The organism is Tardibacter chloracetimidivorans (genome assembly GCF_001890385.1).
GTDB lineage: Bacteria > Pseudomonadota > Alphaproteobacteria > Sphingomonadales > Sphingomonadaceae > Tardibacter > Tardibacter chloracetimidivorans.
This window is the reverse complement of the sequence record NZ_CP018221.1, coordinates 2,468,059-2,487,014: the sequence shown is the minus strand read 5'-3', so window position 1 is coordinate 2,487,014 and position 18,956 is coordinate 2,468,059. Positions and strand designations below refer to the sequence as shown.

Annotated in this window: 22 protein-coding genes and 1 tRNA gene; 12 read left to right on the top strand and 11 right to left on the bottom strand. The window is 65.8% G+C overall.

The genetic code is table 11. The features are described 5' to 3' along the window. The first annotated feature begins 16 nt into the window (after positions 1–16). From hpf to BSL82_RS12775, 7 genes are all read left to right on the top strand, one after another. The gene (gene hpf, locus BSL82_RS12805) at positions 17–598 is read left to right on the top strand and encodes a ribosome hibernation-promoting factor, HPF/YfiA family (RefSeq protein WP_072597860.1); all 582 of its coding nucleotides are present in this window, start codon (positions 17–19) and stop codon (positions 596–598) included. Between the two features lie 86 nt (positions 599–684). After that, positions 685–1,155, top strand: a complete 471-nt coding sequence (locus BSL82_RS12800; protein ID WP_072597859.1) for a PTS sugar transporter subunit IIA — start codon at positions 685–687, stop codon at positions 1,153–1,155. Beyond that, a complete protein-coding gene (locus BSL82_RS12795) occupies positions 1,145–1,486 on the top strand; it encodes a PilZ domain-containing protein (RefSeq protein ID WP_072597858.1) in 342 nt (113 codons plus the stop codon). The genes BSL82_RS12800 and BSL82_RS12795 overlap by 11 nt, the downstream gene beginning before the upstream one ends. Continuing rightward, the gene (locus BSL82_RS12790; protein WP_072597857.1) at positions 1,476–1,934 is read left to right on the top strand and encodes a PaaI family thioesterase; all 459 of its coding nucleotides are present in this window, start codon (positions 1,476–1,478) and stop codon (positions 1,932–1,934) included. The genes BSL82_RS12795 and BSL82_RS12790 overlap by 11 nt, the downstream gene beginning before the upstream one ends. Then, complete coding sequence (locus tag BSL82_RS12785) at positions 1,931–2,275, top strand: DUF1491 family protein (protein ID WP_072597856.1); 345 nt, start codon at positions 1,931–1,933, stop codon at positions 2,273–2,275. Before BSL82_RS12790 ends, BSL82_RS12785 begins: the two co-directional genes overlap by 4 nt. Positions 2,276–2,430: 155 nt before the next feature. Next, the gene (locus BSL82_RS12780) at positions 2,431–3,084 is read left to right on the top strand and encodes a cell wall hydrolase (protein ID WP_072597855.1); all 654 of its coding nucleotides are present in this window, start codon (positions 2,431–2,433) and stop codon (positions 3,082–3,084) included. A gap of 47 nt (positions 3,085–3,131) precedes the next feature. Next, a complete protein-coding gene (locus BSL82_RS12775) occupies positions 3,132–3,617 on the top strand; it encodes an MmcB family DNA repair protein (protein ID WP_072597854.1) in 486 nt (161 codons plus the stop codon). Here BSL82_RS12775 and BSL82_RS12770 read toward each other — a convergent pair. Both BSL82_RS12770 and BSL82_RS12765 read right to left on the bottom strand, forming a co-directional pair. Next, entirely contained in the window at positions 3,614–3,838 is a 225-nt protein-coding gene (locus BSL82_RS12770) for a hypothetical protein (RefSeq protein WP_072597853.1), read from the bottom strand. The two genes, BSL82_RS12775 and BSL82_RS12770, sit on opposite strands and share 4 nt — an antisense overlap. A gap of 169 nt (positions 3,839–4,007) precedes the next feature. Next, entirely contained in the window at positions 4,008–4,823 is an 816-nt protein-coding gene (locus BSL82_RS12765) for a patatin-like phospholipase family protein (RefSeq protein ID WP_072597852.1), read from the bottom strand. Between the two features lie 107 nt (positions 4,824–4,930). On the opposite strand from BSL82_RS12765, the gene BSL82_RS12760 reads away from it, so the two are divergent. Further along, a complete protein-coding gene (locus tag BSL82_RS12760) occupies positions 4,931–5,233 on the top strand; it encodes a hypothetical protein (protein ID WP_072597851.1) in 303 nt (100 codons plus the stop codon). 8 nt (positions 5,234–5,241) lie between these two features. Here BSL82_RS12760 and tldD read toward each other — a convergent pair whose 3' ends face one another. Further along, on the bottom strand, positions 5,242–6,672 hold the full coding sequence (gene tldD, locus BSL82_RS12755; RefSeq protein WP_072597850.1) for a metalloprotease TldD: 1,431 nt from the start codon (positions 6,670–6,672) through the stop codon (positions 5,242–5,244). Between the two features lie 50 nt (positions 6,673–6,722). Continuing rightward, positions 6,723–8,036, bottom strand: coding sequence for an adenylosuccinate lyase (purB, locus tag BSL82_RS12750; protein WP_072597849.1), 1,314 nt, complete (start codon positions 8,034–8,036; stop codon positions 6,723–6,725). 191 nt (positions 8,037–8,227) lie between these two features. On the opposite strand from purB, the gene BSL82_RS12745 reads away from it, so the two are divergent. Then, complete coding sequence (locus tag BSL82_RS12745) at positions 8,228–8,839, top strand: EF-hand domain-containing protein (protein WP_072597848.1); 612 nt, start codon at positions 8,228–8,230, stop codon at positions 8,837–8,839. 7 nt (positions 8,840–8,846) lie between these two features. Here BSL82_RS12745 and radC read toward each other — a convergent pair whose 3' ends face one another. After that, positions 8,847–9,530 carry a RadC family protein gene (gene radC / locus BSL82_RS12740; protein ID WP_072597847.1) on the bottom strand — a complete coding sequence of 228 codons (684 nt, stop codon included), beginning with the start codon at positions 9,528–9,530 and terminating at the stop codon, positions 8,847–8,849. Positions 9,531–9,645: 115 nt separating this feature from the next. On the opposite strand from radC, the gene BSL82_RS12735 reads away from it, so the two are divergent. Beyond that, complete coding sequence (locus BSL82_RS12735) at positions 9,646–12,666, top strand: intermembrane phospholipid transport YdbH family protein (protein ID WP_072597846.1); 3,021 nt, start codon at positions 9,646–9,648, stop codon at positions 12,664–12,666. On the opposite strand, the gene BSL82_RS12730 is transcribed toward BSL82_RS12735, so the two are convergent. Beyond that, a complete protein-coding gene (locus BSL82_RS12730; protein WP_048575010.1) occupies positions 12,619–13,641 on the bottom strand; it encodes an IS1595 family transposase in 1,023 nt (340 codons plus the stop codon). The two genes, BSL82_RS12735 and BSL82_RS12730, sit on opposite strands and share 48 nt — an antisense overlap. 257 nt (positions 13,642–13,898) lie before the next feature. Here BSL82_RS12730 and BSL82_RS12725 point away from each other — a divergent pair, with 257 nt between their 5' ends. Both BSL82_RS12725 and BSL82_RS12720 read left to right on the top strand, forming a co-directional pair. Further along, the gene (locus BSL82_RS12725) at positions 13,899–14,081 is read left to right on the top strand and encodes a YnbE family lipoprotein (protein ID WP_072597845.1); all 183 of its coding nucleotides are present in this window, start codon (positions 13,899–13,901) and stop codon (positions 14,079–14,081) included. After that, on the top strand, positions 14,081–14,464 hold the full coding sequence (locus tag BSL82_RS12720) for a YdbL family probable chaperone protein (protein WP_072597844.1): 384 nt from the start codon (positions 14,081–14,083) through the stop codon (positions 14,462–14,464). The genes BSL82_RS12725 and BSL82_RS12720 overlap by 1 nt, the downstream gene beginning before the upstream one ends. Before the next feature lies 1 nt (position 14,465). Here the strand turns inward: BSL82_RS12720 and BSL82_RS12715 are convergent, their stop codons facing one another. From BSL82_RS12715 to BSL82_RS12695, 5 genes are all read right to left on the bottom strand, one after another. Next, entirely contained in the window at positions 14,466–15,992 is a 1,527-nt protein-coding gene (locus tag BSL82_RS12715; protein WP_072597843.1) for an ATP-binding cassette domain-containing protein, read from the bottom strand. Further along, a complete protein-coding gene (locus BSL82_RS12710) occupies positions 15,989–16,771 on the bottom strand; it encodes an ABC transporter permease (RefSeq protein WP_072597842.1) in 783 nt (260 codons plus the stop codon). Before BSL82_RS12710 ends, BSL82_RS12715 begins: the two co-directional genes overlap by 4 nt. Next, positions 16,768–17,691: an ABC transporter permease gene (locus tag BSL82_RS12705; protein ID WP_072597841.1), complete on the bottom strand. Its 924-nt coding sequence runs from the start codon at positions 17,689–17,691 to the stop codon at positions 16,768–16,770. The genes BSL82_RS12710 and BSL82_RS12705 overlap by 4 nt, the downstream gene beginning before the upstream one ends. Positions 17,692–17,761: 70 nt before the next feature. Next, on the bottom strand, positions 17,762–18,808 hold the full coding sequence (locus tag BSL82_RS12700; RefSeq protein ID WP_072597840.1) for a Leu/Phe/Val dehydrogenase: 1,047 nt from the start codon (positions 18,806–18,808) through the stop codon (positions 17,762–17,764). Between the two features lie 18 nt (positions 18,809–18,826). Next, positions 18,827–18,903: transfer RNA gene (locus BSL82_RS12695), tRNA-His, on the bottom strand. Positions 18,904–18,956 lie beyond the last annotated feature (53 nt).

The following is an 18,956-nucleotide window of genomic DNA, read 5'->3' as shown; positions in this document are numbered from 1 at the left end:
TTGAACGGAGGAAGATATGGATATTCGCGTTTCCGGTCACCAGGTCGAGGTCGGCGCCGCGTTCAAGAGCCATGTCCAAGGCCGGTTGAACGGATTAGCGGAGAAATATTTCTCACGGGCGATCAGCGCGCAGGTCACGCTGGCCAAGGGCCCGCACGATGCCGGCTTCGTCTGCGACATTGTGGCGCATGTGATGCAGGGCGTGGTGCTGAAGGGCTCGGGCAGCGGGCAGGAGGCGAATCTCGCATTCGACAGGGCCGCCGAGCGGGTCGACAAGCAGCTGAGGCGCTATACGCGCCGCCTGAAAGACCGGAAAACATCCGGCGCGAACGGGCATGTGGTTGATGATCTCGACGCCGCCTATACCGTCTTTAAGGCCGATGAGGAGGAGCCTTCCGCCGACAATCCGCTGGTCGTTGCGGAAACAAGGGTCGATATTCCCGAAGCCAGCGTATCCGATGCGGTGATGATGCTGGATTTGCGCAACACCACCGCACTTCTGTTCCGCAACTCGGGGACCGGCTCGTTCAACATGGTCTATCGGCGCGAGGACGGGAATATCGGCTGGGTCGAACCGCAGCGTGTACCGGCGGGGTAACAAATAGGTTGGAACAATTGGGCCACGGTCGTTAAGCGGCGTCGGCGAAGCCCGAATCAGATGCCGGGCAGGATGAGATACAGTCGATGACCACCCTGTTGCATGATCTGCTTGGCCCGCAGTCGATCGCCACCGACCTTATGTCCCGGAACAAGAAGCAACTGTTTCGCGATCTGGCGGAGCGTTTCGCGCCGATCGCCGGCTGCAATGCCGAGACGATCGTCGAAGTGCTTGCGGAGCGGGAACGCCTGGGCTCGACCGGCTTTGGCGGCGGGGTCGCGATTCCGCACGGCAAGCTGGAAGCGCTCGATTCGGTGCGGGCGTTCCTTGCCGTGCTCCCGGCGCCTGTCGATTATGGTGCGATCGACGACATGCCCGTGGACATAGTGGTGTTGCTGCTGTCGCCCCGCGACGCGGGCACCGATCATCTGAAGGCGCTTGCACGGGTCAGCCGCGCGCTCCGCGACCGGGAGTTCCTCGCCAAGCTCAGGGGGGCCGGATCTCCCGACGCCATCTATGCCCTGATCAGCACCTATCAAGCGCGGGATGCCGCGTAAGCGTTCCGTCAGGTTGCTGGAGCGCCGCGAAACGCCGCGCCGCTCCGTGCTCTATCCAGCCTATCTGCTGTTCATGCGGCGGCGGTTCCGCTGCCGGCTCGTGGAAATCGGGACCAGCGGCATTTGCCTCACCGGCGCACCCGTTCTGAAGCCCGGCACCCCCGTCATGGTGGAGACGATGCTGCTGGGGCGGCGCGCGGGCGTTGTGGCGCACCGGACGGGAAACCGGCTGGGGGTGGCGCTGTTCGGTCCGCCGATCAAGCTGGAGAGTGGCGAAAAGGCGCGCTCGGTTGACGAGCCGGAACAGGGAAACAGCGACCATGCCGTCTGACGCTGGCGCTCAGGCGCATCACCGGGCGCTGGAATCGCTCTATGCGGCGGCACCCGTCAATGAGCTGTTCCAGTCACGGCTCCGCATTCCCGAAAGCGGGTGCTCGGTCATCGATTTCGAGGTGGAAGAAGGCTTGTACCACGCAGCCGGCGCAGCCCATGGCACGATCTATTTCAAGATGCTGGACGATGCGGCCTTCTATGCCGCCAACAGCATGATCACCGACATGTTCCTGCTGACGACCGCGTTCAACCTGCTGCTCACCCGCCCGATGAAGGCCGGCAAGGCGCGCGCCGAAGGCAGGTGGATCAGCGGCCGCCGCCGCGTGCTGGTGGCTGATGCGCATATCGTCGATGCAAGCGGCGAGGAGGTTGCGCGCGGCACCGGCACCTTCATGCGGTCGCGCATATCCTTGTCGTCATTGCCGGGCTATGGCGCGGCCGGGTGACCGACGCCCGGCTGACGACGGCGATCCGGGTATCCGCCCTGATCAGGCGGGTCAATTCGGAAGGCGGTCATGCGACGGTTCTTTCCAAGGGAGACGCCACGGGCGGCGCGATATTGCTCATCCTGTGCGAAAGAGGCCGAAACCAGCGGTTTTTCGAGCGCACGCTCGATCAGAACGGGGCATATAGATGGGGCCGGACGGGGGGCGATCCGGGCGAGGACCATGGTGCCGTCGCAAGCTTTATTGAGCGGCGGCGGCGTATCGATCCCGACCTGTGGGTGGTTGAACTGGACGTCGCTCACCCGGAACGTTTCATCGATGAACCGTTTATGAAAGATTGACTTCGTTGTGCAGTGCGACGAAAGGCCTCGCACGTTGTGTAGGTCGCAGGCAGGCGAGGTTTGTTTTCCGCCCCTGCGATAAGTCGTGAAGTTAGGTTCGGGCCACGTTCATTCGCCCAGTGTTTGCCAGCGTCGCGCACTAGATGGAGTTATGAATGTTCGTAGGCTTGCGCGCCGCTTTCGTGGCGCTAGCTGGCATGGCGCTTGTTGCCGCGTCAAACGCCCTTCCGGGGGAAACCGTTGCTATAGCGGTTCCGGCAGCGCCTCAGCCAGATCAAAGCTACGCATTCAAGCTCGACGGCAGCCAGCCGATGCCCACCCAGGCTGTGGACGCTCAACTGGCCTATGATTTCTCCTCTCAGCTCGATGAAGAGTTCGAGCAGCCGAACGATTTCTCCGGCGCTTCGCTGAAGGAACTGGTCGCCGCCACGCCGGTCTCGACCGACCTCGATTCCGAACTGCGCTGCCTGGCCACGGCGGTCTATTTCGAATCCAAGGGCGAACCGCTCGAAGGTCAGCTTGCCGTCGCGCAGGTGATCCTCAATCGCATGGAATCGCGCCGGTTCGCCGACACGATCTGCGGCGTGGTCCACCAGCCCAGGCAGTTCTCCTATTCAAAGACCGCTGCTGTGCGGACGCAGTCGAAGAACTGGCGCACTGCGGTGGCGATCGCCAGCATCGCCCGTGAGGAGCGCTGGCAGGAAATCGCTCCCGACGCGCTCTTTTTCCACGCGAACTACGTTGCGCCAAGCTGGCGCCAGAGCCGCGTAAAGGTGAGCCAGGTCGGCGCGCACATTTTCTACCGCTGATTTCCGAAGGGGTTTCTGTTCCCACTTCGTTCTGGTAGATGAGGCGGATGAATGCCGCCCATCGCCAGGATCTGTCCGATGCGCCGCTCGTTGCAGGCGATGTGGCGCGCGGCGTCTGTCGGCTGCTGTTCCACCAGGATTTGATGTCGATGTGCGAGGTGCCGCTCGGCAACGGCCGTCGCGCGGATGTCGTTGCGCTCGGCCCGGATGGCGGAGTCACTCTGGTCGAGATTAAGGTTTCCATCGCCGACCTGCGCGGCGATCTCAAATGGCCGGAATATCTAGATTATTGCGACCGCTATTTCTGGGCGGTCCCCGCCGGTTTCCGTATCGACGATTTGGAGCAGGACTGCTTCCTGCCCGCCCGCACCGGGATCATCGTTGCCGATCGCTATGGCGCCGCCATCATCCGCGAGGCAGCCGTCAATCCGTTGAATGCATCCCGGCGCAAGACGGAACAGTTGCGCTTTGCGCGACACGCCGCGCGCCGCCTGCTGGGGGTTCGTGACCCTGGATTCGAAGGGTTGCTCTAGGGTCGATTCTGGGGCTGCGCGGCAGCCGACCCGCCCTGATGGTCGCGATCCACGCCGTAGCGCCAGACAAAGCGGCCGTCGTTGCGAAGTTCCATCCCCTGCTTGCTCACAAGGGGTCGTGCGAGGCTGATCGCCTCTATGTCGTCCCCGCAGTCCAGTTGTGTAATGCGATCGAAATGCCCGGTGATCAGATCACGACGGTAAAGCTGGTAAGAAGCCATTGCGGTCTCCTTGGTTGCCTGAGGCAGCACCTCGTTAACCACTCGTCTCGGAATGGGGCGGATAGTTGCACAGATCGAGCGGGATTCATAATTTCGCTCGATTCCGCCATTTTCCATAAACGTTACTTGGGCGACTCGCCTCAGGCGCAAGCCCTGTCCGCCGTGTGTGTCAGTCCGAGGCTTCGGAAAGCGCGCGGATGGCGGGCATCGCCTCGTCGATCGCATGGCTGCCGATCTCGATAAGTTCGTTGGCGCGGGTGAAATGGCGCACATCGATATGCCCGACCTGCAAGGGCAGCTCCAGCTCGGGCGGATGCAGCGCAAGCGACTGGCGGGCAAGGCGCGACAGCATCAGGCCGGTCGCCGATCGGAGCACGCTGAGCGAAGTGAGCGCGGGCTTCGGGTCCATCCTGAGACCGACGGCGAGCGCACGGCGCGCATAATCGTTCTGGAGATTGATCGCGACCACCGGCAGTCGTGGCGCGAGCGACCGCACCGCTTCCACCGGCACCGGCATGATGACACCCCCATCCACCAGCACCCGGCCGTCGCGGATGACCGGGTGAAAGATGCCGGGAAGCGCCATGGACGCCCTGACAGCCTCCGCGACATTGCCGGTGTTGAGCACCACGGCGTCGCCGGTCACCAGATCGGCGGCCACCACCGCGCAGGGCAGCGCCAGTTGTTCAAAGCTGGCGTGGCCCAGATGGCGGTCCAGCTGCCGGGCGATTGTGCGGCCCCCAAGCATCGCGCCCCTACGGAAATGGGGGTCCAGATAGCGCAGCACGGTCCGCAGCCTTGCCGATCGCGCGATATCTTCCAGCACGTCCAGACGGTCGGCCGCCTGGCAGACAGCCGCGAGCGCGCCGATCGAGGTTCCGGCAACCGCGCCGATCGGCACGCCATGACGATGAAGCGCCCTCAGCACGCCGATATGCGCCCAGCCCAGCGCGGCGCCGCCGCCCAGCGCAAGCGCGATCGTCATTGCCCTGCCCTTGTCAAACGTCTTGCCAAAGCTCGCTCCGGGGCCGATCTTTGCAGTTCCGGGCCGGGATGTCGACGAGTCCCGGTCGTTGCGAAAGAACCTGTGTCATGCGCATCCGGCTCCTCTTCCTGCCGCTTCTCGTCGTTGCAGTTAACCCCCTTGCGGCTGAAACGCGCGTGGAAAACGGCGTCCGGGTCCACCGGATGGATTCGGCGGCGTCGCTGGCCGGGCAGGACAGCGCGGAGGAAAGGTCGATCGGCCGTGTCTCCATCGGCCTGGACCGGACGTTCGGCGCGAGCCCCAGTTGCGCAAGCATGGATTGGCGGCGTTCGGTGTCGAAAGAAACATGGCAGGCGCGTTGCGGCGACCAGCGGCAGGACCTTTGGTACGATCGTTGGATTTACCGATAGTCCAGGCGTCAGGCGGCGGTGCCGCCCACCGTCAGCCCTTCGATCAGAAGCGTCGGCTGGCCAACGCCGGCGGGAACGGACTGGCCACCCTTGCCGCAAATCCCCACGCCTTCATCCAGCGCCATGTCGTTGCCGATGGCCGTGACCTTTTTCAGCACTTCCGGCCCGTCGCCGATCAGCGTCGCACCCTTGATCGGTGCGCCGAGGCGGCCGTTCTCGATCATATAGGCTTCGGTGCAGGAAAAGACGAACTTGCCGCTGGTGATGTCGACCTGCCCGCCGCCAAAGCTCTTCGCGAAGATGCCCTTTTTCGCGCGGCTCAGGATTTCGCCGGGGTCGTCACTGCCGCCAAGCATGAAGGTGTTGGTCATGCGCGGCATGGGCGCATGGGCATAGCTTTCCCGGCGGCCGTTGCCGGTGGGGGCCACGCCCATCAGCCGGGCGTTGAGCCTGTCCTGGATATAGCCCTTCAATATGCCGTCCTCGATCAGCACGTTGCGCTGCGTCGGCGTGCCCTCGTCATCGATGGTCAGCGATCCGCGCCGTCCTTCGATGGCGCCGTCGTCGATCACCGTCACGCCCGGTGCGGCCACGCGCTCGCCGATCAGCCCGGAGAAGGCCGATGAGCCCTTGCGGTTGAAATCGCCCTCCAGTCCATGGCCCACCGCCTCGTGCAGCAGCACGCCGGGCCAGCCGGGGCCGAGCACGACCGTCATCTCGCCCGCCGGGGCGGGGATCGATTCCAGATTGATGAGCGCCTGCTCAAGGGCGATATCGATGGCGCGATTCCATGTCGCGGGCTCGAACAGCCGGTCATAGAGCCAGCGGCCGCCCAGCCCGTGAAATCCGGATTCCCGGCGGCCGTTCTGTTCGGCGACGATCGACACGTTGAGCCGCACCAGAGGGCGGATGTCGCGCGCGACGAACCCGTCCGGCCGCACGATCTCGATCACTTGCCAGGAGCCGGACAGGCCGACCGAGACCTGCGCCACCCTGGGGTCGCGCGCCCGCGCCGCCGCGTCGATCTGCTGGCAAAGTGCGACTTTGCGAGCAAATGGCACCAGCTCCAGCGGGTTTTCGTCGGTGTAGAGCCGGGCATTGGTGCGTGGCGGTGCAAGCGCGATCTCGCCGCCATGCCCCTGCGCCACCAGCTTCACGGTTTCGGCTGCACGCCGGATGGCGCTTTCCGACAGTTCATTGGCGTGGGCAAAGCCGGTGGTTTCGCCGTTCAGGCCGCGCAGGCCAAAACCCTGCTGCGTGTCGAAACTGGCGTTCTTCAGCCGTCCGTCATCAAAGCCGAAGCTTTCCGACACGCCATATTGCAGATACAGCTCGCCGTCGTCGCACCCCGCCAGCGCGGAGCCGACGAGGCCCCCGATGCGCGCGGAATCAAGGTCGCTGTTGCGATAGAAGAAGCTTGAAGGATCGGGAGAGGTCATGCCTTAAGATATAGGCGCTTCAATCTGCCTGTCCACCTGCCGGCCCGGCCTCAATCTCCAAAGACGCGCGCGAAAATCGTGTCGACGTGCTTCAGATGATAGCCAAGGTCGAACTTCTCCTCCAGCTCCTGCGGCGACAGGGCGGCCGTGACCTCGGGGTCCGCTTTCAGCAGGTCGAGCAGCGAGAGCGCGCCGTCCGATTCCCAGACCTTCATCGCATTGCGCTGGACAAGCCGGTAGGAGTCCTCGCGGCTGACGCCCGCCTGGGTCAACGCCAGCAGAACCCGCTGCGAGTGGACAAGGCCGCCCATGCGGTCGAGGTTTTTGCCCATCCGCTCCGGGTAGACGAGCAGCTTGTCGATAACGCCCGTGAGCCGCTGGAGCGCGAAATCAAGCGTGATGGTTGCGTCCGGGCCGATATAGCGCTCCACCGACGAATGGCTGATGTCGCGCTCGTGCCACAGCGCCACATTCTCCAGCGCCGGGGTGACATAGCCCCGCACCATGCGGGCGAGGCCGGTGAGATTTTCCGTCAGCACCGGATTGCGCTTGTGCGGCATCGCCGACGAGCCTTTCTGGCCCGGCGAGAAATATTCCTCGGCCTCCAGCACTTCGGTTCGCTGGAGGTGTCGGACCTCGGTCGCCAGCCGTTCGATCGACGAGGCGATCACCCCAAGCGTAGCGAAGAACATCGCGTGCCGGTCGCGCGGGATCACCTGGGTGGAGACGGGCTCTACGGCGAGGCCCAGCTTCCCGGCGACATGCGCCTCGACGCGCGGGTCGATGTTGGCGAAGGTGCCGACCGCGCCGGAGATTGCGCAGGTGGCGATTTCCTCCCGCGCGGCCGCCATCCGCTTCCGGCAGCGGGCGAATTCGGCATAAGCTTCGACCAGCTTCAGGCCGAAGGTCACCGGTTCGGCATGGATGCCGTGGCTGCGGCCGATGGTAGGCGTCAGCTTGTGCTCAAGGGCGCGGCGCTTCAGCACGTCCAGCAGCCGGTCCAGATCGGCAAGCAATATGTCCGATGCGCGGGCGAGCTGCACCGCAAGGCAGGTATCCAGCACGTCCGAACTGGTCATGCCCTGATGCATGAAGCGCGCTTCATCCCCGACATTCTCGGACACCCAGGTGAGGAAGGCGATGACGTCATGCTTGGTGACTGCTTCGATCGCATCGATCGCCGCCACGTCGATCGCCGGGTTCGTCGCCCACCAGTCCCACAGCGCCTTGGCCGCGCTTTTCGGCACCACGCCCAGTTCGGCCAGCGCATCGGTCGCATGCGCCTCGATCTCGAACCAGATGCGGAAACGTGTTTCCGGCTCCCAGATCGCGGCCATCTCAGGGCGGGAATAGCGGGGAATCATCAGAGCCTCCGGAAACTGCTTGAAGTGCAGGGAAATGACGCGAGGAGCGCGTAGCACCGCCGCCAGACGTGCGCAACGCGCGGTAGCATTAAGGAACCTTAACGGGGTGAGGCCGTTCAGTTCGTTCGGAACGTCCACGTAAGGAAACAGGGGGTTATTGCGCCGCGTTCCGGGAACAGCAGGAGAGAGTAATGACCCGCACGCTATTATCCGCCAGCGCCCTTGCGCTCATGATCGCCGCCCCTGTCCATGCGCAGGAAGTCCCGGCCGATCCGACCATGCCGCCCGCAACCGCCGATCCCACATCGCCCGGTGCGCCCATGCCGCAGGATCCGCCGACGATGCCGGCCGATCCTGCCATGCCCGCACCAGAGGCAGCACCGGCGGGTCCGGCCGCGCCGGGCGAGTCCGCCTTGCCTGCCGATCCGGCAACACCGGCCGGTCCCGCCATGCCCGCGCCCGAAGCAACGCCGCCCACCACCGGCGAAGCCATGCCGCCTGCGGCTTCACCCGAAGCGTCCGCGCCCGGGATGTCGCCGGAAGCCGCGCAGACGCCCGCGGACTGGGCGACGTTCGACAAGGACAGCAAGGGCTATCTCACGCCGCTGGAGTTCGGCACCTGGGTGATGGCCAAGCAGGGCAATGACATGAGCGCCGAAGTCGAGAAGACGAAGTCCAGCAAGCGCGCCAACATTCCCGCCGTGAAGGTATTGAACGCCACCGGGACCATGTTCCTGAAGGCCGATACGAACGGCGATCGGCGGATCACGCCGGACGAGCTTGCATCGGCCGTCGCCGGCTGACCGGGGGCTACAGCAGCCCCAGCGACTTGAAACTGGCATGGCCGCTGCGGCCTATGATGACATGGTCGTGGACGGCGATGCCCAGCAGCCTTGCGGCATCCAGAATGGTTCGCGTCATCTGGATGTCGTCCCGGCTGGGCTTGGGATCGCCGCTCGGGTGGTTGTGGACAAGGATCAGCGCCGAGGCGTGATGTTCGAGCGCACGCCTGATGATTTCGCGCGCATAGACGGCCGCCTGATCGACTGAGCCTTCCGACACGACCTCGTCGCGGATCAGCACGTTGCGCGCGTTGAGCAGCAGCAGCCGCACCGCCTCCGTCTGGCGGTGGGCAAGGTCGGCGTGAAGATAGTCGAGCAGCGCCTGCCAGCTTGCAAGCACGGGGCGCTTGTCGACCCCCGCCTTCAGCAGGCGCAGCGCCGATGCCTGCGCGATCTTGATCGCCGCGATCAGCCCCTCCGTCAGTTCGCCCGCGCCCGCCAGTTCTTCCGGAGAGGCGGAGACGACGGCCGCATAGCTTCCGAAACGCGCGATCAGCCTTTTCGCCAGCGGCTTGGTGTCCCGCCGGGGAAGCGCGAGCGCAAGCAGATATTCCAGAAGCTCATGCTCGAGCAGCGCCTCGCCGCCGCCGTCGAGCAACCGTTTGCGCAGGCGCGCCCGGTGTCCCGAATGTTCAGCCGTTTCCTGCCCCATAGGCAAGCCGGTCTACCCAAATGATCTGGGGCCGCAACGACAATTTCCTTGCCGGGTCTTGGGCTTTCACTAGTTTGATCAGGAAACTGCGGCGGCGCAACAATTTGAGTCTACAATGACATTCCGGGAAACGCAGCGACGTCTTGCAGGAAGGCGGCGTGGCCGTGGTCTTGCCCTCGGCGTTGCCCTGACCGCGCTCGGGGTCGGCGCGCTGTGGTGGCAGCGTGCACCGCTCGCCACGCAATTGATCGACCGGGAGCTGGCGCGACGGGGCGTGCCCGCATCCTATGCGATAGCAAGGCTGAGCACCGGGGGGGCGACGCTGGCCGGCGTGGTGATCGGTGATCCGGCCACGCCCGATCTGGTCGCCTCGCGGGTGCAGGTGGATCTGGCCTGGGGTCTTGGCGGCGCAAGGATCGGCGCGGTCGCGCTGGAAGACACGCTGGTTCGCGGACGGCTGGATTCAAAGGGATTGAGCCTCGGCACGCTGGACCTTCTGCGTCCCGCGCCCAGTGGCGGTCCCTTCAGCCTGCCCGACTTGGATCTGAGGCTGCGCAACGTCCGGATGATGCTGGCGACACCGGGGGGTGTCGTGGGGCTCGCAGCCGAAGGCAGCGGCAATCTTGCCGACGGGTTCAACGGGCGCGCGGCATTGTCCGCTCCCCGCTTCCAGATGGCCGATTGCCGGGTGGCGGGCACCCGCGGCCTGTTCAACCTGATGGCGGTGGATCGGGTTGTGGAGCTTGACGGGCGCGTCCGGACGATCGCCGCATCGTGCGGCGAGGTTCAGGCCGGGCGCGGCGCAATGCTGCTGTCCACCTCTATCCCCGAAACCATGGACGCGGTGGAAGGCCGGATCGACGCTGCCGTGCGTCGCCTCGCGTACAAGGGCGGCAGCATCGCGCGGACAAGGCTGAACGGGGGATTCAATCTCGCTCCGGCAAAAAAGCGATTCGGCTTCGACGGCGCATTAGCCTGGTCAGACCTCGTCGCTCCCGGAGCCTGGGGTGCGGCTTTGAAGGAAGGCGCGGGGGCGCTTGCCGGTTTGCCGCCCGGCCCGGTCGCCGCCCGGATCGCGGCGGCGGGCGGCGGTGCGATGCGGCGATCCCGGGGCTCGGCGCAGATGGCGCTGTCCATGCAGGGCGCCACCGGCCGGGCCAGCCTTTCAAATCTGCGCATGCGATCGGCAAGCGGTGCTGCCCTCACCGCCACCGGCAGGGCCTTTTCGTTCAACTGGCCGGAGGGAACACCCCGGCTGGATGGGCGCGCGGTTCTGTCGGGCGGTGGACTGCCGGACATGCGGCTGGACGTGGGGCCCGCCCCCGATGGGTGGCGAATGCTTGGCAGCGTCGCACCCTATTCGGCCGGCACGGCGCGGCTGGTCGTCGGCCCCTGGCGGCTCGACTGGCGGGACAATAGCGGGCGGCTGCTGACCGAACTGAAGATGGACGGGCCGCTTGGCCATGGGTTCGTCAAAGCCCTGGCGGTTCCGGTCGATCTGCGGTTCGGGCCAGCGGGCGCGGTGCGGCTCATGGCATCGGGCGGCTGCACAACGGCCGGGTTCGACCGGCTGGAGCTTGCAGGCGTGCTGCTGGGGCAGGAGCGTCTGCGCATCTGCGCACAGCATGGCGAGACGCTTTTTGCCGCCGATGCCGGTGGACGGCTTTCGGGCGGGATGAAGACCCGGCTGGCGTTTGGCGGGCGGCTCGGCGACGCGCCGCTCTCGGTCGATGCGGAGGCTGTGCGAATCGGCTTTGGCGGCAGCACGGCCGCGCCCCGCGTCGGGTTGGCGCTTGGGCCGGCGGCGCTGGCGCTGAAGCAGCCCGATGGCGAAACCCGGCTGGACTTGACGGAACTGACCGCCGAGGCCGGTCGGGACGGCCTTCGGGGCAGCTTCGGCGGGGCAAGCGGCCGGATCGTCAATGTCCCGCTGCGCCTGGACCAGGCGGAGGGGCGATGGACCTATGGCGGTGGCGTTCTCGGCATAAGCGCGCCCTCAGCCCGCATCCGGGACGCGGCGGACGAACGGCGGTTCGAGCCGGTATCGGCGCGCGACGTGAAACTTGCGCTGGAAGATGGCGTGATCCGGGGCGATGCCATTATCGCCCGCCCGAAAAACGACCGGCGACTGGCGCTTGTCAGCCTCACCCACAATCTGTCGGAAGGAAGCGGCAAGGCCGATCTCGACGTGCCGCGCCTCGTCTTCGGCGACGACCTCCAGCCCGAGGAGCTTACCCCCCTGACGCTGGGCGTGATCGCCAATGTGGGCGGTGCAATAGAGGGCGGCGGGCAGATCCGCTGGTCACCGGAGGGCGTCACCAGCGACGGTGCGTTCGAAAGCGACGGCATCGGCCTGTCGGCGGCGTTCGGGCAGGTCCACAACATCAAGGGCCGCATCGTCTTTGACGATCTGCTGGGCATGTCGACGCCGCCGGGCCAGGTCGCCACCATCGGCGAGATGAACCCGGGCGTCAGCGTCAAGGATGGAGTCATCCGCTACGAGCTTCTGCCCGACCAGCATGTGAAGGTGGAGGAAGGCCGCTGGCCGTTCGCAGGCGGCGAGCTGGTGCTGGAGCCGACCTTGCTCGATTTCTCAAAGCCGTCGGACAGGATTTTCACGCTCAGGGTGGAAGGGCTGGATGCGGCGCAATTCATCCAGCAGTTCGATTTCAGGAACTTTGCGGTGACCGGCCTGTTCGACGGCAGGCTGCCGCTGCTGTTCAACGCCGACGGCGGGCGGATCGTGGGCGGGCGGTTGATCGCCCGGTCTCCCGGCGGGACGCTCGCCTATGTCGGCGAAGTATCGGAAGCCGATATCGGTGGTGCGGGCAAGCTCGCCTTCGACGCGCTCAAATCGCTGAAATACAATGCGCTGATCATAGAGATGGACGGCCAGCTGGATGGCGAGATCATCAGCACCGTGCTTTTCAACGGATCGAACCAGCAGCCGGTCAACCCGACCGGCTCCTCGCTGCCGGTGAAGGCGACCGGGCTGCCGTTCAAGTTCAACATCACCATACGCGCGCCGTTCCGGGCGCTGCTGAACACCGCGGAATCGTTTACGGACGTTCGAACCGTGCCTATCCGCTTAAGGCATACACCCACTAGATATGGTATGGTGGGTCCATTGGCCTGAGTAGAGTTCGGCAAAGGTCGGCGCCTCGATATCACTGGCGATCCCGAGGAGGGATCGGAAGGCGTTGAACGGGTAGAAGCGGCGATTGAAGCGGAAAGTGAACTCGTTGAGGTAGGCTTGCAGATGCTTGGTGCTGACGCCGTGGTGGATGCCGTTGAGCCACGCTTTGAGGTTTGAGAACACCAGATGGACGATGGGCAGGAACTCTTCGGACACCTCCGGGTCGCCACACTGGGCGATGGCGTGATGGTCGTAACCGCCGCCCTGCAACCCGCTATAGCCGCTCCAATCATCGGTGATGACCAGCGTTCCCGGCTCGACCGCGCTCTGTACAAAGCCACCAAGGGCACCGGCACTGCGGTCTGCACCGATGGCCAATCGAACCCTTCCGGCATAGCGTCCGTTCCGGCGGCGGTCCTGGCCAGTGCCAGGCTCCCGGTGACGAACTTCGACGGCGGCGACCACCAGCGTTTTGTGGTGGGTTCCCCGGCCTTCGCCGCGCGTTCGCCCGCCGATCCAGGTCTCATCGACCTCGACATGCTGACCGCTCTGCCCGCCGATCCGATCCTGATCGGGGCGCACCATCGCGGCGCGCAGTTTATGGAGCAGGCCAAAGGCCGTCTCGTACCGGGTCAGGCCAAGCTGGCGCTGCAACTGGACGGCAGATATGCCGGTCGTCTGACTCGCAACCAGGTAAGCGGCCCAGAACCACACGCTGAGCGGGATGTGGCTTCGTTCCATGGCCGTGCCGACCATCAGGCCGGTCTGACGGCGACACGAGCGGCACATCAGGATGACAGGCCGAGTGGTGAAACGAAACGGATCGCCGACGACGCCACAGCGTGGGCACGCAAATCCATCAGGCCAGCGAGCTTTTTCAAGCCAGGACGCGCAAGCGCCATCATCCGGGAAAAGCCGCTGGAACTCGGGGAGGGATTTCGGGAACGGCAGCTTGTCGCGGTCAAGAACGTCCACAATCCCCACCCTTTACAACCGCTTTGGGTGGCACCAAGCCGCAGGAAAAGTCAGGCGCGCGCCACAAGGCAGCCACTAGATGTAGTGGGTGTATGCGTCAAGCGGATAGGCACGGTTCGAACCACTGTCCGCCAGGCGGCGCCGGTGGCGGAGGATGCGGAGCAAGGCGGCGCTCCGGTTCAGCCGCCAGACAGCCAGTAGCTGCGATGAAACGAGCGAGATTGACGATGGAGCAAAGGGATGCGAGTCAGCGGCTTATGAAAAAACGCCTTCTCCTGCCGCCGGTTGCGGCTGCCGTGCTGCTTTCGGGATGTGTGCAGGTGCGCGCGCCGGACAAGCCGATCGAGATCAATCTCAACGTCAACATCCGCCAGGAAGTGATCGTCCGGCTCGAAAAGGACGTGCAGGACCTGATCCAGTCCAATCCGGGAGTATTCTGATGAAACGCCCTGTCAAATTACTGATGGCGCTGATGATCGCGGCCGCTGCCGGCGGCAGTGCGCTGGCCCAGGCGGCGGACCCGGTGGTGGAGCAGGCTCGCGCACAAGGCGTGGTCGGCGAGCAGGCGGACGGCTATCTGGGCTTTGCCAAATCCCCTGCGGGGGATCTCAAATCGCGCGTGGACGCCATCAACATCAAGCGCCGGGCATTTTATACCGATCTTGCCGCCAAGCGCGGCGTGACGGTGCAGGAAGTGGCGGCGGCGACGGCGTGCGAACTTTTCCAGACCCGCGTCGTGCCGGGAGAGGCCTATCGCAGTGAAAACGGCGCATGGCTCGTTCGCGGCAGCGCGCCGGCCCAGCTGCCCAGCTACTGCAAGTAGGTCAGGCCGACGCGGCGATCAGTCGTTGCGTGATGTCGGATCGGGGCTTGGCCAGCAGCTCGCCCGTTGGCCCCGCCTCCACCACCCGGCCCTGATCGAGCACGACGATGCGATGGCAGAGCTGCCGGACCAGCGCCAGATCGTGGCTGATGAACAGCATCGACAGCCTCCGCTCGCGCCGCAGCCGTGAAAGCAGCGCCATCACCTCCGCCTGGACGGTGACGTCGAGCGCGCTTGTCGCTTCGTCGCAAACCAGCAGTAGCGGCCCTGCCGCAAGCGCGCGGGCAATGGCGACACGCTGCGCCTGACCTCCGGACAATCCGGCGGGACGGCGCGAGGCGAGTTCCGGGTCCAGGCTGACCTCGGCCAGCAGTTCCTTTATTGCAGGGTCGGTCTCGCGCGGCGGGTGAAGCGGGTTCAGGCCTTCGGCGACAGACCGGGCGGCGTTCCAGCGGGGGTCGAGGCTATCGACCGGGTCCTGCGCCACAAGCTGAATCCCGCGCCTGTCGGCAAAGGCGATTTGCCCGCGCTGCCCGAGCAGGCGGCCTTGCCATTGCACCTCGCCAGCCTGCATCGGCCCAAGGCCCCCGATTGCGCGCGCCAGCGTCGATTTGCCGGAGCCGGACCCGCCGACCAGCGCCACCGCCTCCCCAATGCGAATATCGAGCGCTGCGTCGCTCACTGCGTCGAACCATCCGCCGCGCCAGCAGGGGCGGCGAAAGGAAACGCGGACGCCCCTTGCCTCCAGCAACGCCTCGCCCACCGGCGGCAGATCGGGCGCGGGCGAATCCATGCGCGGCGCGGCGTTCGCAAGCGCGCGGGCGTAATCGGTGGACGGCGCGGTGAGCAGCCTTGCGGCCGGCCCCTCCTCCACCATGCCGCCACGGCGCATCACCAGCATCCTGTCGGCATGGTCGGCGACAAGGCCAAGGTCATGGCTGACGAGGATGACCGCAAGCCCCTTTTCCGCCCGCAGCCGGTCGATGAGGCGCAGGATTTCGCGCCGGACCATTGCGTCAAGCGCGGTCGTCGGCTCATCGGCAATCAAGAGCCTTGGATCATGCGCAACCGCCATTGCGATCATCACCCGCTGGCGCTGGCCGCCCGAAAGCTGGTGGGGGTATTGGCGCAGCCGCTCTTCCGGCCGGTCGATGCCGACATCGTCAAGCGCCCCGGCAAGGCGCTGCCTGTCGTGCGTGCCCATGGATTCGGCAAGCTGCGCGCTGATGCGAAGATGCGGGGTCAGCGCCGACAATGGCTGCTGGAAGACGAAGCCCGCGCCTTTCCCCCGCAGGGGCCGCAGCCGCGCCTCCGGCAGGCCGATGAGCTGCTCTCCCATGAGCACCGCCGATCCTTCGGCCGTGCCGCGCGACAGGCCGAAGGGGGCAAGGCACGCCTGGCTCTTGCCCGATCCGGATTCGCCCACCAGCGCAAGGCATTCCCCGGCCGCGACGGAAAAGCTCAACCCCTCCACCACCCGGCGTTCGTCGAAGCGCACCGAAAGCCCGTCGACTGCATAGACCGTCATGCGGCGAAGCGTTCGCGCAGCCGCTCGCCCAGCAGCATCAGGCAGATCAGGATGGCGACCAGCACCGCTCCCGGCACCAGCAGCGTGTGCGGCCTGAACTCCATCTGGTCCGCCCCTTCCTTCACCAGAATGCCAAGCGAGGTCAGCGGCTCCTGAACGCCAAGGCCAAGGAAGGAAAGAAAGCTCTCCACCATCACCACCTGTGGCACGGTGAGCATCAGATAGGCAAAGGCCACGCCCGCCAGATTGGGCAGGATATGGCGGGCGACGATCAGACGACCCGGCGCTCCGGCCGCCTCCGCCGCCGTGACGAAGCCGCGTTGCTTAAGCGCCATCGTCTGGCCCCGCACGATCCGGGCCATGGTCAGCCATTCCACCGCGCCGATGCCGATGAACACCAGCAGGATGGATCGCCCGAACAGCACCATCAGCACGATGACGATGAACATGAACGGCAAGGCGTAGAGCGCATCGACGAAACGCATCATCGCCTCGTCCGTGCGGCCGCCGATCCATCCGGCCGTGGCCCCCCACAAGCCGCCGATCAGAAGGCTGACGAGCGCGGCGGCAAGCGCGACGCCAAGGGTGACGCGGGTGCCGATCAGCGTCCTGGCGAGCAGGTCGCGTCCTACATTGTCGGTGCCCAGCAGGTGTCCCGGCGCGCCCATGCCGGCGCTGATCGCGTTCCAGTCGATGACGTCATGCGGCCAGGCGAGAAACAGCGGCCCCACAAGCGCCGCCAGCAGCATGCCGCCAAGGACCAGCGCCGCACCCCTCATCCCGTCCGCACCCGGGGATCGAGCCAGCCGTAGATCAGGTCGGCGATGAGGTTGAACAGGATGATGAGCGCGGCGTAGAGCACCACCACGCCCAGCACGAGCGGATAGTCGCGGTTGAGTGCGCCCTGCACGAAATAACGGCCCAGCCCCGGCAGAGAGAACACCGTCTCGATCACCACCGCGCCGGTGAGCAGCCCCGCCGCCGCCGGGCCGAGATAGCTGACCACCGGCATCAGCGCCGGCCTCAGCGCATGGCGGCGAAGGATGACGGCGGGCGACAGCCCCTTGGCGCGGGCGGTGCGGATGAAATCCTGGTCAAGAACATCGGCCAGCCCCGACCGGGTGAGCTTCATTACGGCCCCAAGCGTCGGCAGGGCGAGCGCGACCGACGGCAGGATCAGCGCCGCAGGACCATTGTCCCGCCATCCGGACACGGGCAGCCACCCCAGCGCCAGACCGAAGACCAGCACCAGCAGGGGCGCAGTGACGAAAGTGGGAACGGCGTTGAGCAGCGTCGCCGTCACCAGAACGCTGCGATCCGCGCCGCCGGTCCGCCGCCAGGCCGCCCAGCACCCGAGCGGAATCCCGATGGACAAGGCCAGTGCCAGCGCAAGCGCGCCCAATGTGAGGCTGACGGGAAGCCCATGCGCCACCAGCGAGGTGACGGAGAAGTCGCGATAGACCATCGACGGCCCGAAATCGCCCCGGAGCAGCCCGCCAATATAGGATAGGAACTGCTCGCCCAGCGGCTTGTCCAGCCCATAGCGGCTCGCCAGCGCGGCGCGGGTCGCAGGGTCCAGCGCCCGTTCGCCGTCGAACGGACCACCCGGGGCGATCCTCATCAGCATGAACGACAGCGCGACCACCAGCAGCAATGTTGGCAGCCCGGTCAAAAGCCGTCGAAGGATCAGCCCGCCCATCGCCCAAGCTCTAGCGCGCTTTGGAAGCCAGAGGAATCCGGGAAAATTCGCCCGGTGCTGCCAGTAGCGATCAGTCCCTGCCGATCAGACGCCGGGCCATGTCGTCGGCGATGCGGTCGGTGGGAAGCCCGCGCCGCTCGCTCTGCTCGAAGATCGCGGTCAGCCTTTCGGGGATCTGCGCCAGCTTGCCGCGAACGGATTCTGCGTCGCCTTGCCCCAGATATTCGGTGGCGACGTTGATGATGCCGCCTGCGTTGATGACATAGTCGGGGGCATAGAGAATGCCCTTGGAAAGCAGCCTTTCGCCGTCTGCGGGGGTCGCAAGCTGGTTGTTGGCGGCGCCCGCCACCACCGCCGCATCCAGCTCGGCGATGCTTTGTTCATCGAGGATCGCGCCGAGCGCACACGGGCTGAACACATCGGCTGCAACCCGCATGATCTCCCGGGCGGGAACGGACTTGCAGCCAAGCTCCGCCGCCAGTCCGGCAGCGCGGGCTTCGTCTGCGTCGGCGACGGTCAGCACCGCCCCTTCGGCCGCAAGATGGCGCGCAAGGGCTGCGCCGACGCTTCCGACGCCCTGGATGGCGACATGAACCCCCTCCACGTCCAGCCGTCCCAGCTTGTAGCGAACGGCCGCCTTCAGGCCCAGAAACACGCCCAGCGCGGTCGCCGGGCCGGGATTGCCGCCTGCGGCGCCTTCGGCCACCGGAAGGCCCGACACATGGCGTGTCCGGCGCGCGATCACCCGCATGTCTTCGTCGGTCATGCCGACATCCTCGGCCGTCACATAGCGCCCGCCGAGCGACTCGATCATGCGGCCGAACGCCTCGAGCCGCGCTTCGCCCTTGCCGTCGTCGTCCCGCAGGATAACGGCCTTGCCGCCCCCCATGGGCAGTCCGGCCATCGCGTTCTTGTAGCTCATGCCGCGCGACAGGCGCAGCGCGTCGATCAGCGGTTCGTCATCCCCGGCATAGCGCCAATAGCGCGCCCCGCCCGCCGCGGGGCCGAGATGCGTCGAATGGATGGCGATGATGGCCCGTAGCCCCGTGGAACGATCGTGAAAGAAGTGCACATCCTCGTGCGCGTCGAAATCGGCGAGGTTCCATGGAATCGTCAAAGGGCACCTTAGCAGGAATGGGGCGACCGACGGGACTTGAACCCGCAACCCCTGGTACCACAAACCAGTGCTCTAACCGGTTGAGCTACGGTCGCCATGCACATCAGGCCGAGCGCACATACGTACCGCTATCACAAGCGTCAAGAAC

What these genes read in the sequence shown, in the direction of transcription:
- BSL82_RS12735 (WP_072597846.1), top strand. Translation starts at nt 9,646, where the DNA reads ATGACATTCCGGGAAACGCAGCGACGTCTTGCAGGAAGGCGGCGTGGC.
- purB (WP_072597849.1), bottom strand. Translation starts at nt 8,036, where the DNA reads ATGATTCCCCGCTATTCCCGCCCTGAGATGGCCGCGATCTGGGAGCCG.
- BSL82_RS12795 (WP_072597858.1), top strand. Translation starts at nt 1,145, where the DNA reads ATGCCGCGTAAGCGTTCCGTCAGGTTGCTGGAGCGCCGCGAAACGCCG.
- BSL82_RS12775 (WP_072597854.1), top strand. Translation starts at nt 3,132, where the DNA reads ATGAATGCCGCCCATCGCCAGGATCTGTCCGATGCGCCGCTCGTTGCA.
- hpf (WP_072597860.1), top strand. Translation starts at nt 17, where the DNA reads ATGGATATTCGCGTTTCCGGTCACCAGGTCGAGGTCGGCGCCGCGTTC.
- BSL82_RS12770 (WP_072597853.1), bottom strand. Translation starts at nt 3,838, where the DNA reads ATGGCTTCTTACCAGCTTTACCGTCGTGATCTGATCACCGGGCATTTC.
- BSL82_RS12715 (WP_072597843.1), bottom strand. Translation starts at nt 15,992, where the DNA reads ATGACGGTCTATGCAGTCGACGGGCTTTCGGTGCGCTTCGACGAACGC.
- BSL82_RS12760 (WP_072597851.1), top strand. Translation starts at nt 4,931, where the DNA reads ATGCGCATCCGGCTCCTCTTCCTGCCGCTTCTCGTCGTTGCAGTTAAC.
- BSL82_RS12710 (WP_072597842.1), bottom strand. Translation starts at nt 16,771, where the DNA reads ATGAGGGGTGCGGCGCTGGTCCTTGGCGGCATGCTGCTGGCGGCGCTT.
- tldD (WP_072597850.1), bottom strand. Translation starts at nt 6,672, where the DNA reads ATGACCTCTCCCGATCCTTCAAGCTTCTTCTATCGCAACAGCGACCTT.
- BSL82_RS12780 (WP_072597855.1), top strand. Translation starts at nt 2,431, where the DNA reads ATGTTCGTAGGCTTGCGCGCCGCTTTCGTGGCGCTAGCTGGCATGGCG.
- BSL82_RS12720 (WP_072597844.1), top strand. Translation starts at nt 14,081, where the DNA reads ATGAAACGCCCTGTCAAATTACTGATGGCGCTGATGATCGCGGCCGCT.
- BSL82_RS12725 (WP_072597845.1), top strand. Translation starts at nt 13,899, where the DNA reads ATGAAAAAACGCCTTCTCCTGCCGCCGGTTGCGGCTGCCGTGCTGCTT.
- BSL82_RS12745 (WP_072597848.1), top strand. Translation starts at nt 8,228, where the DNA reads ATGACCCGCACGCTATTATCCGCCAGCGCCCTTGCGCTCATGATCGCC.
- BSL82_RS12790 (WP_072597857.1), top strand. Translation starts at nt 1,476, where the DNA reads ATGCCGTCTGACGCTGGCGCTCAGGCGCATCACCGGGCGCTGGAATCG.
- BSL82_RS12765 (WP_072597852.1), bottom strand. Translation starts at nt 4,823, where the DNA reads ATGACGATCGCGCTTGCGCTGGGCGGCGGCGCCGCGCTGGGCTGGGCG.
- radC (WP_072597847.1), bottom strand. Translation starts at nt 9,530, where the DNA reads ATGGGGCAGGAAACGGCTGAACATTCGGGACACCGGGCGCGCCTGCGC.
- BSL82_RS12705 (WP_072597841.1), bottom strand. Translation starts at nt 17,691, where the DNA reads ATGGGCGGGCTGATCCTTCGACGGCTTTTGACCGGGCTGCCAACATTG.
- BSL82_RS12800 (WP_072597859.1), top strand. Translation starts at nt 685, where the DNA reads ATGACCACCCTGTTGCATGATCTGCTTGGCCCGCAGTCGATCGCCACC.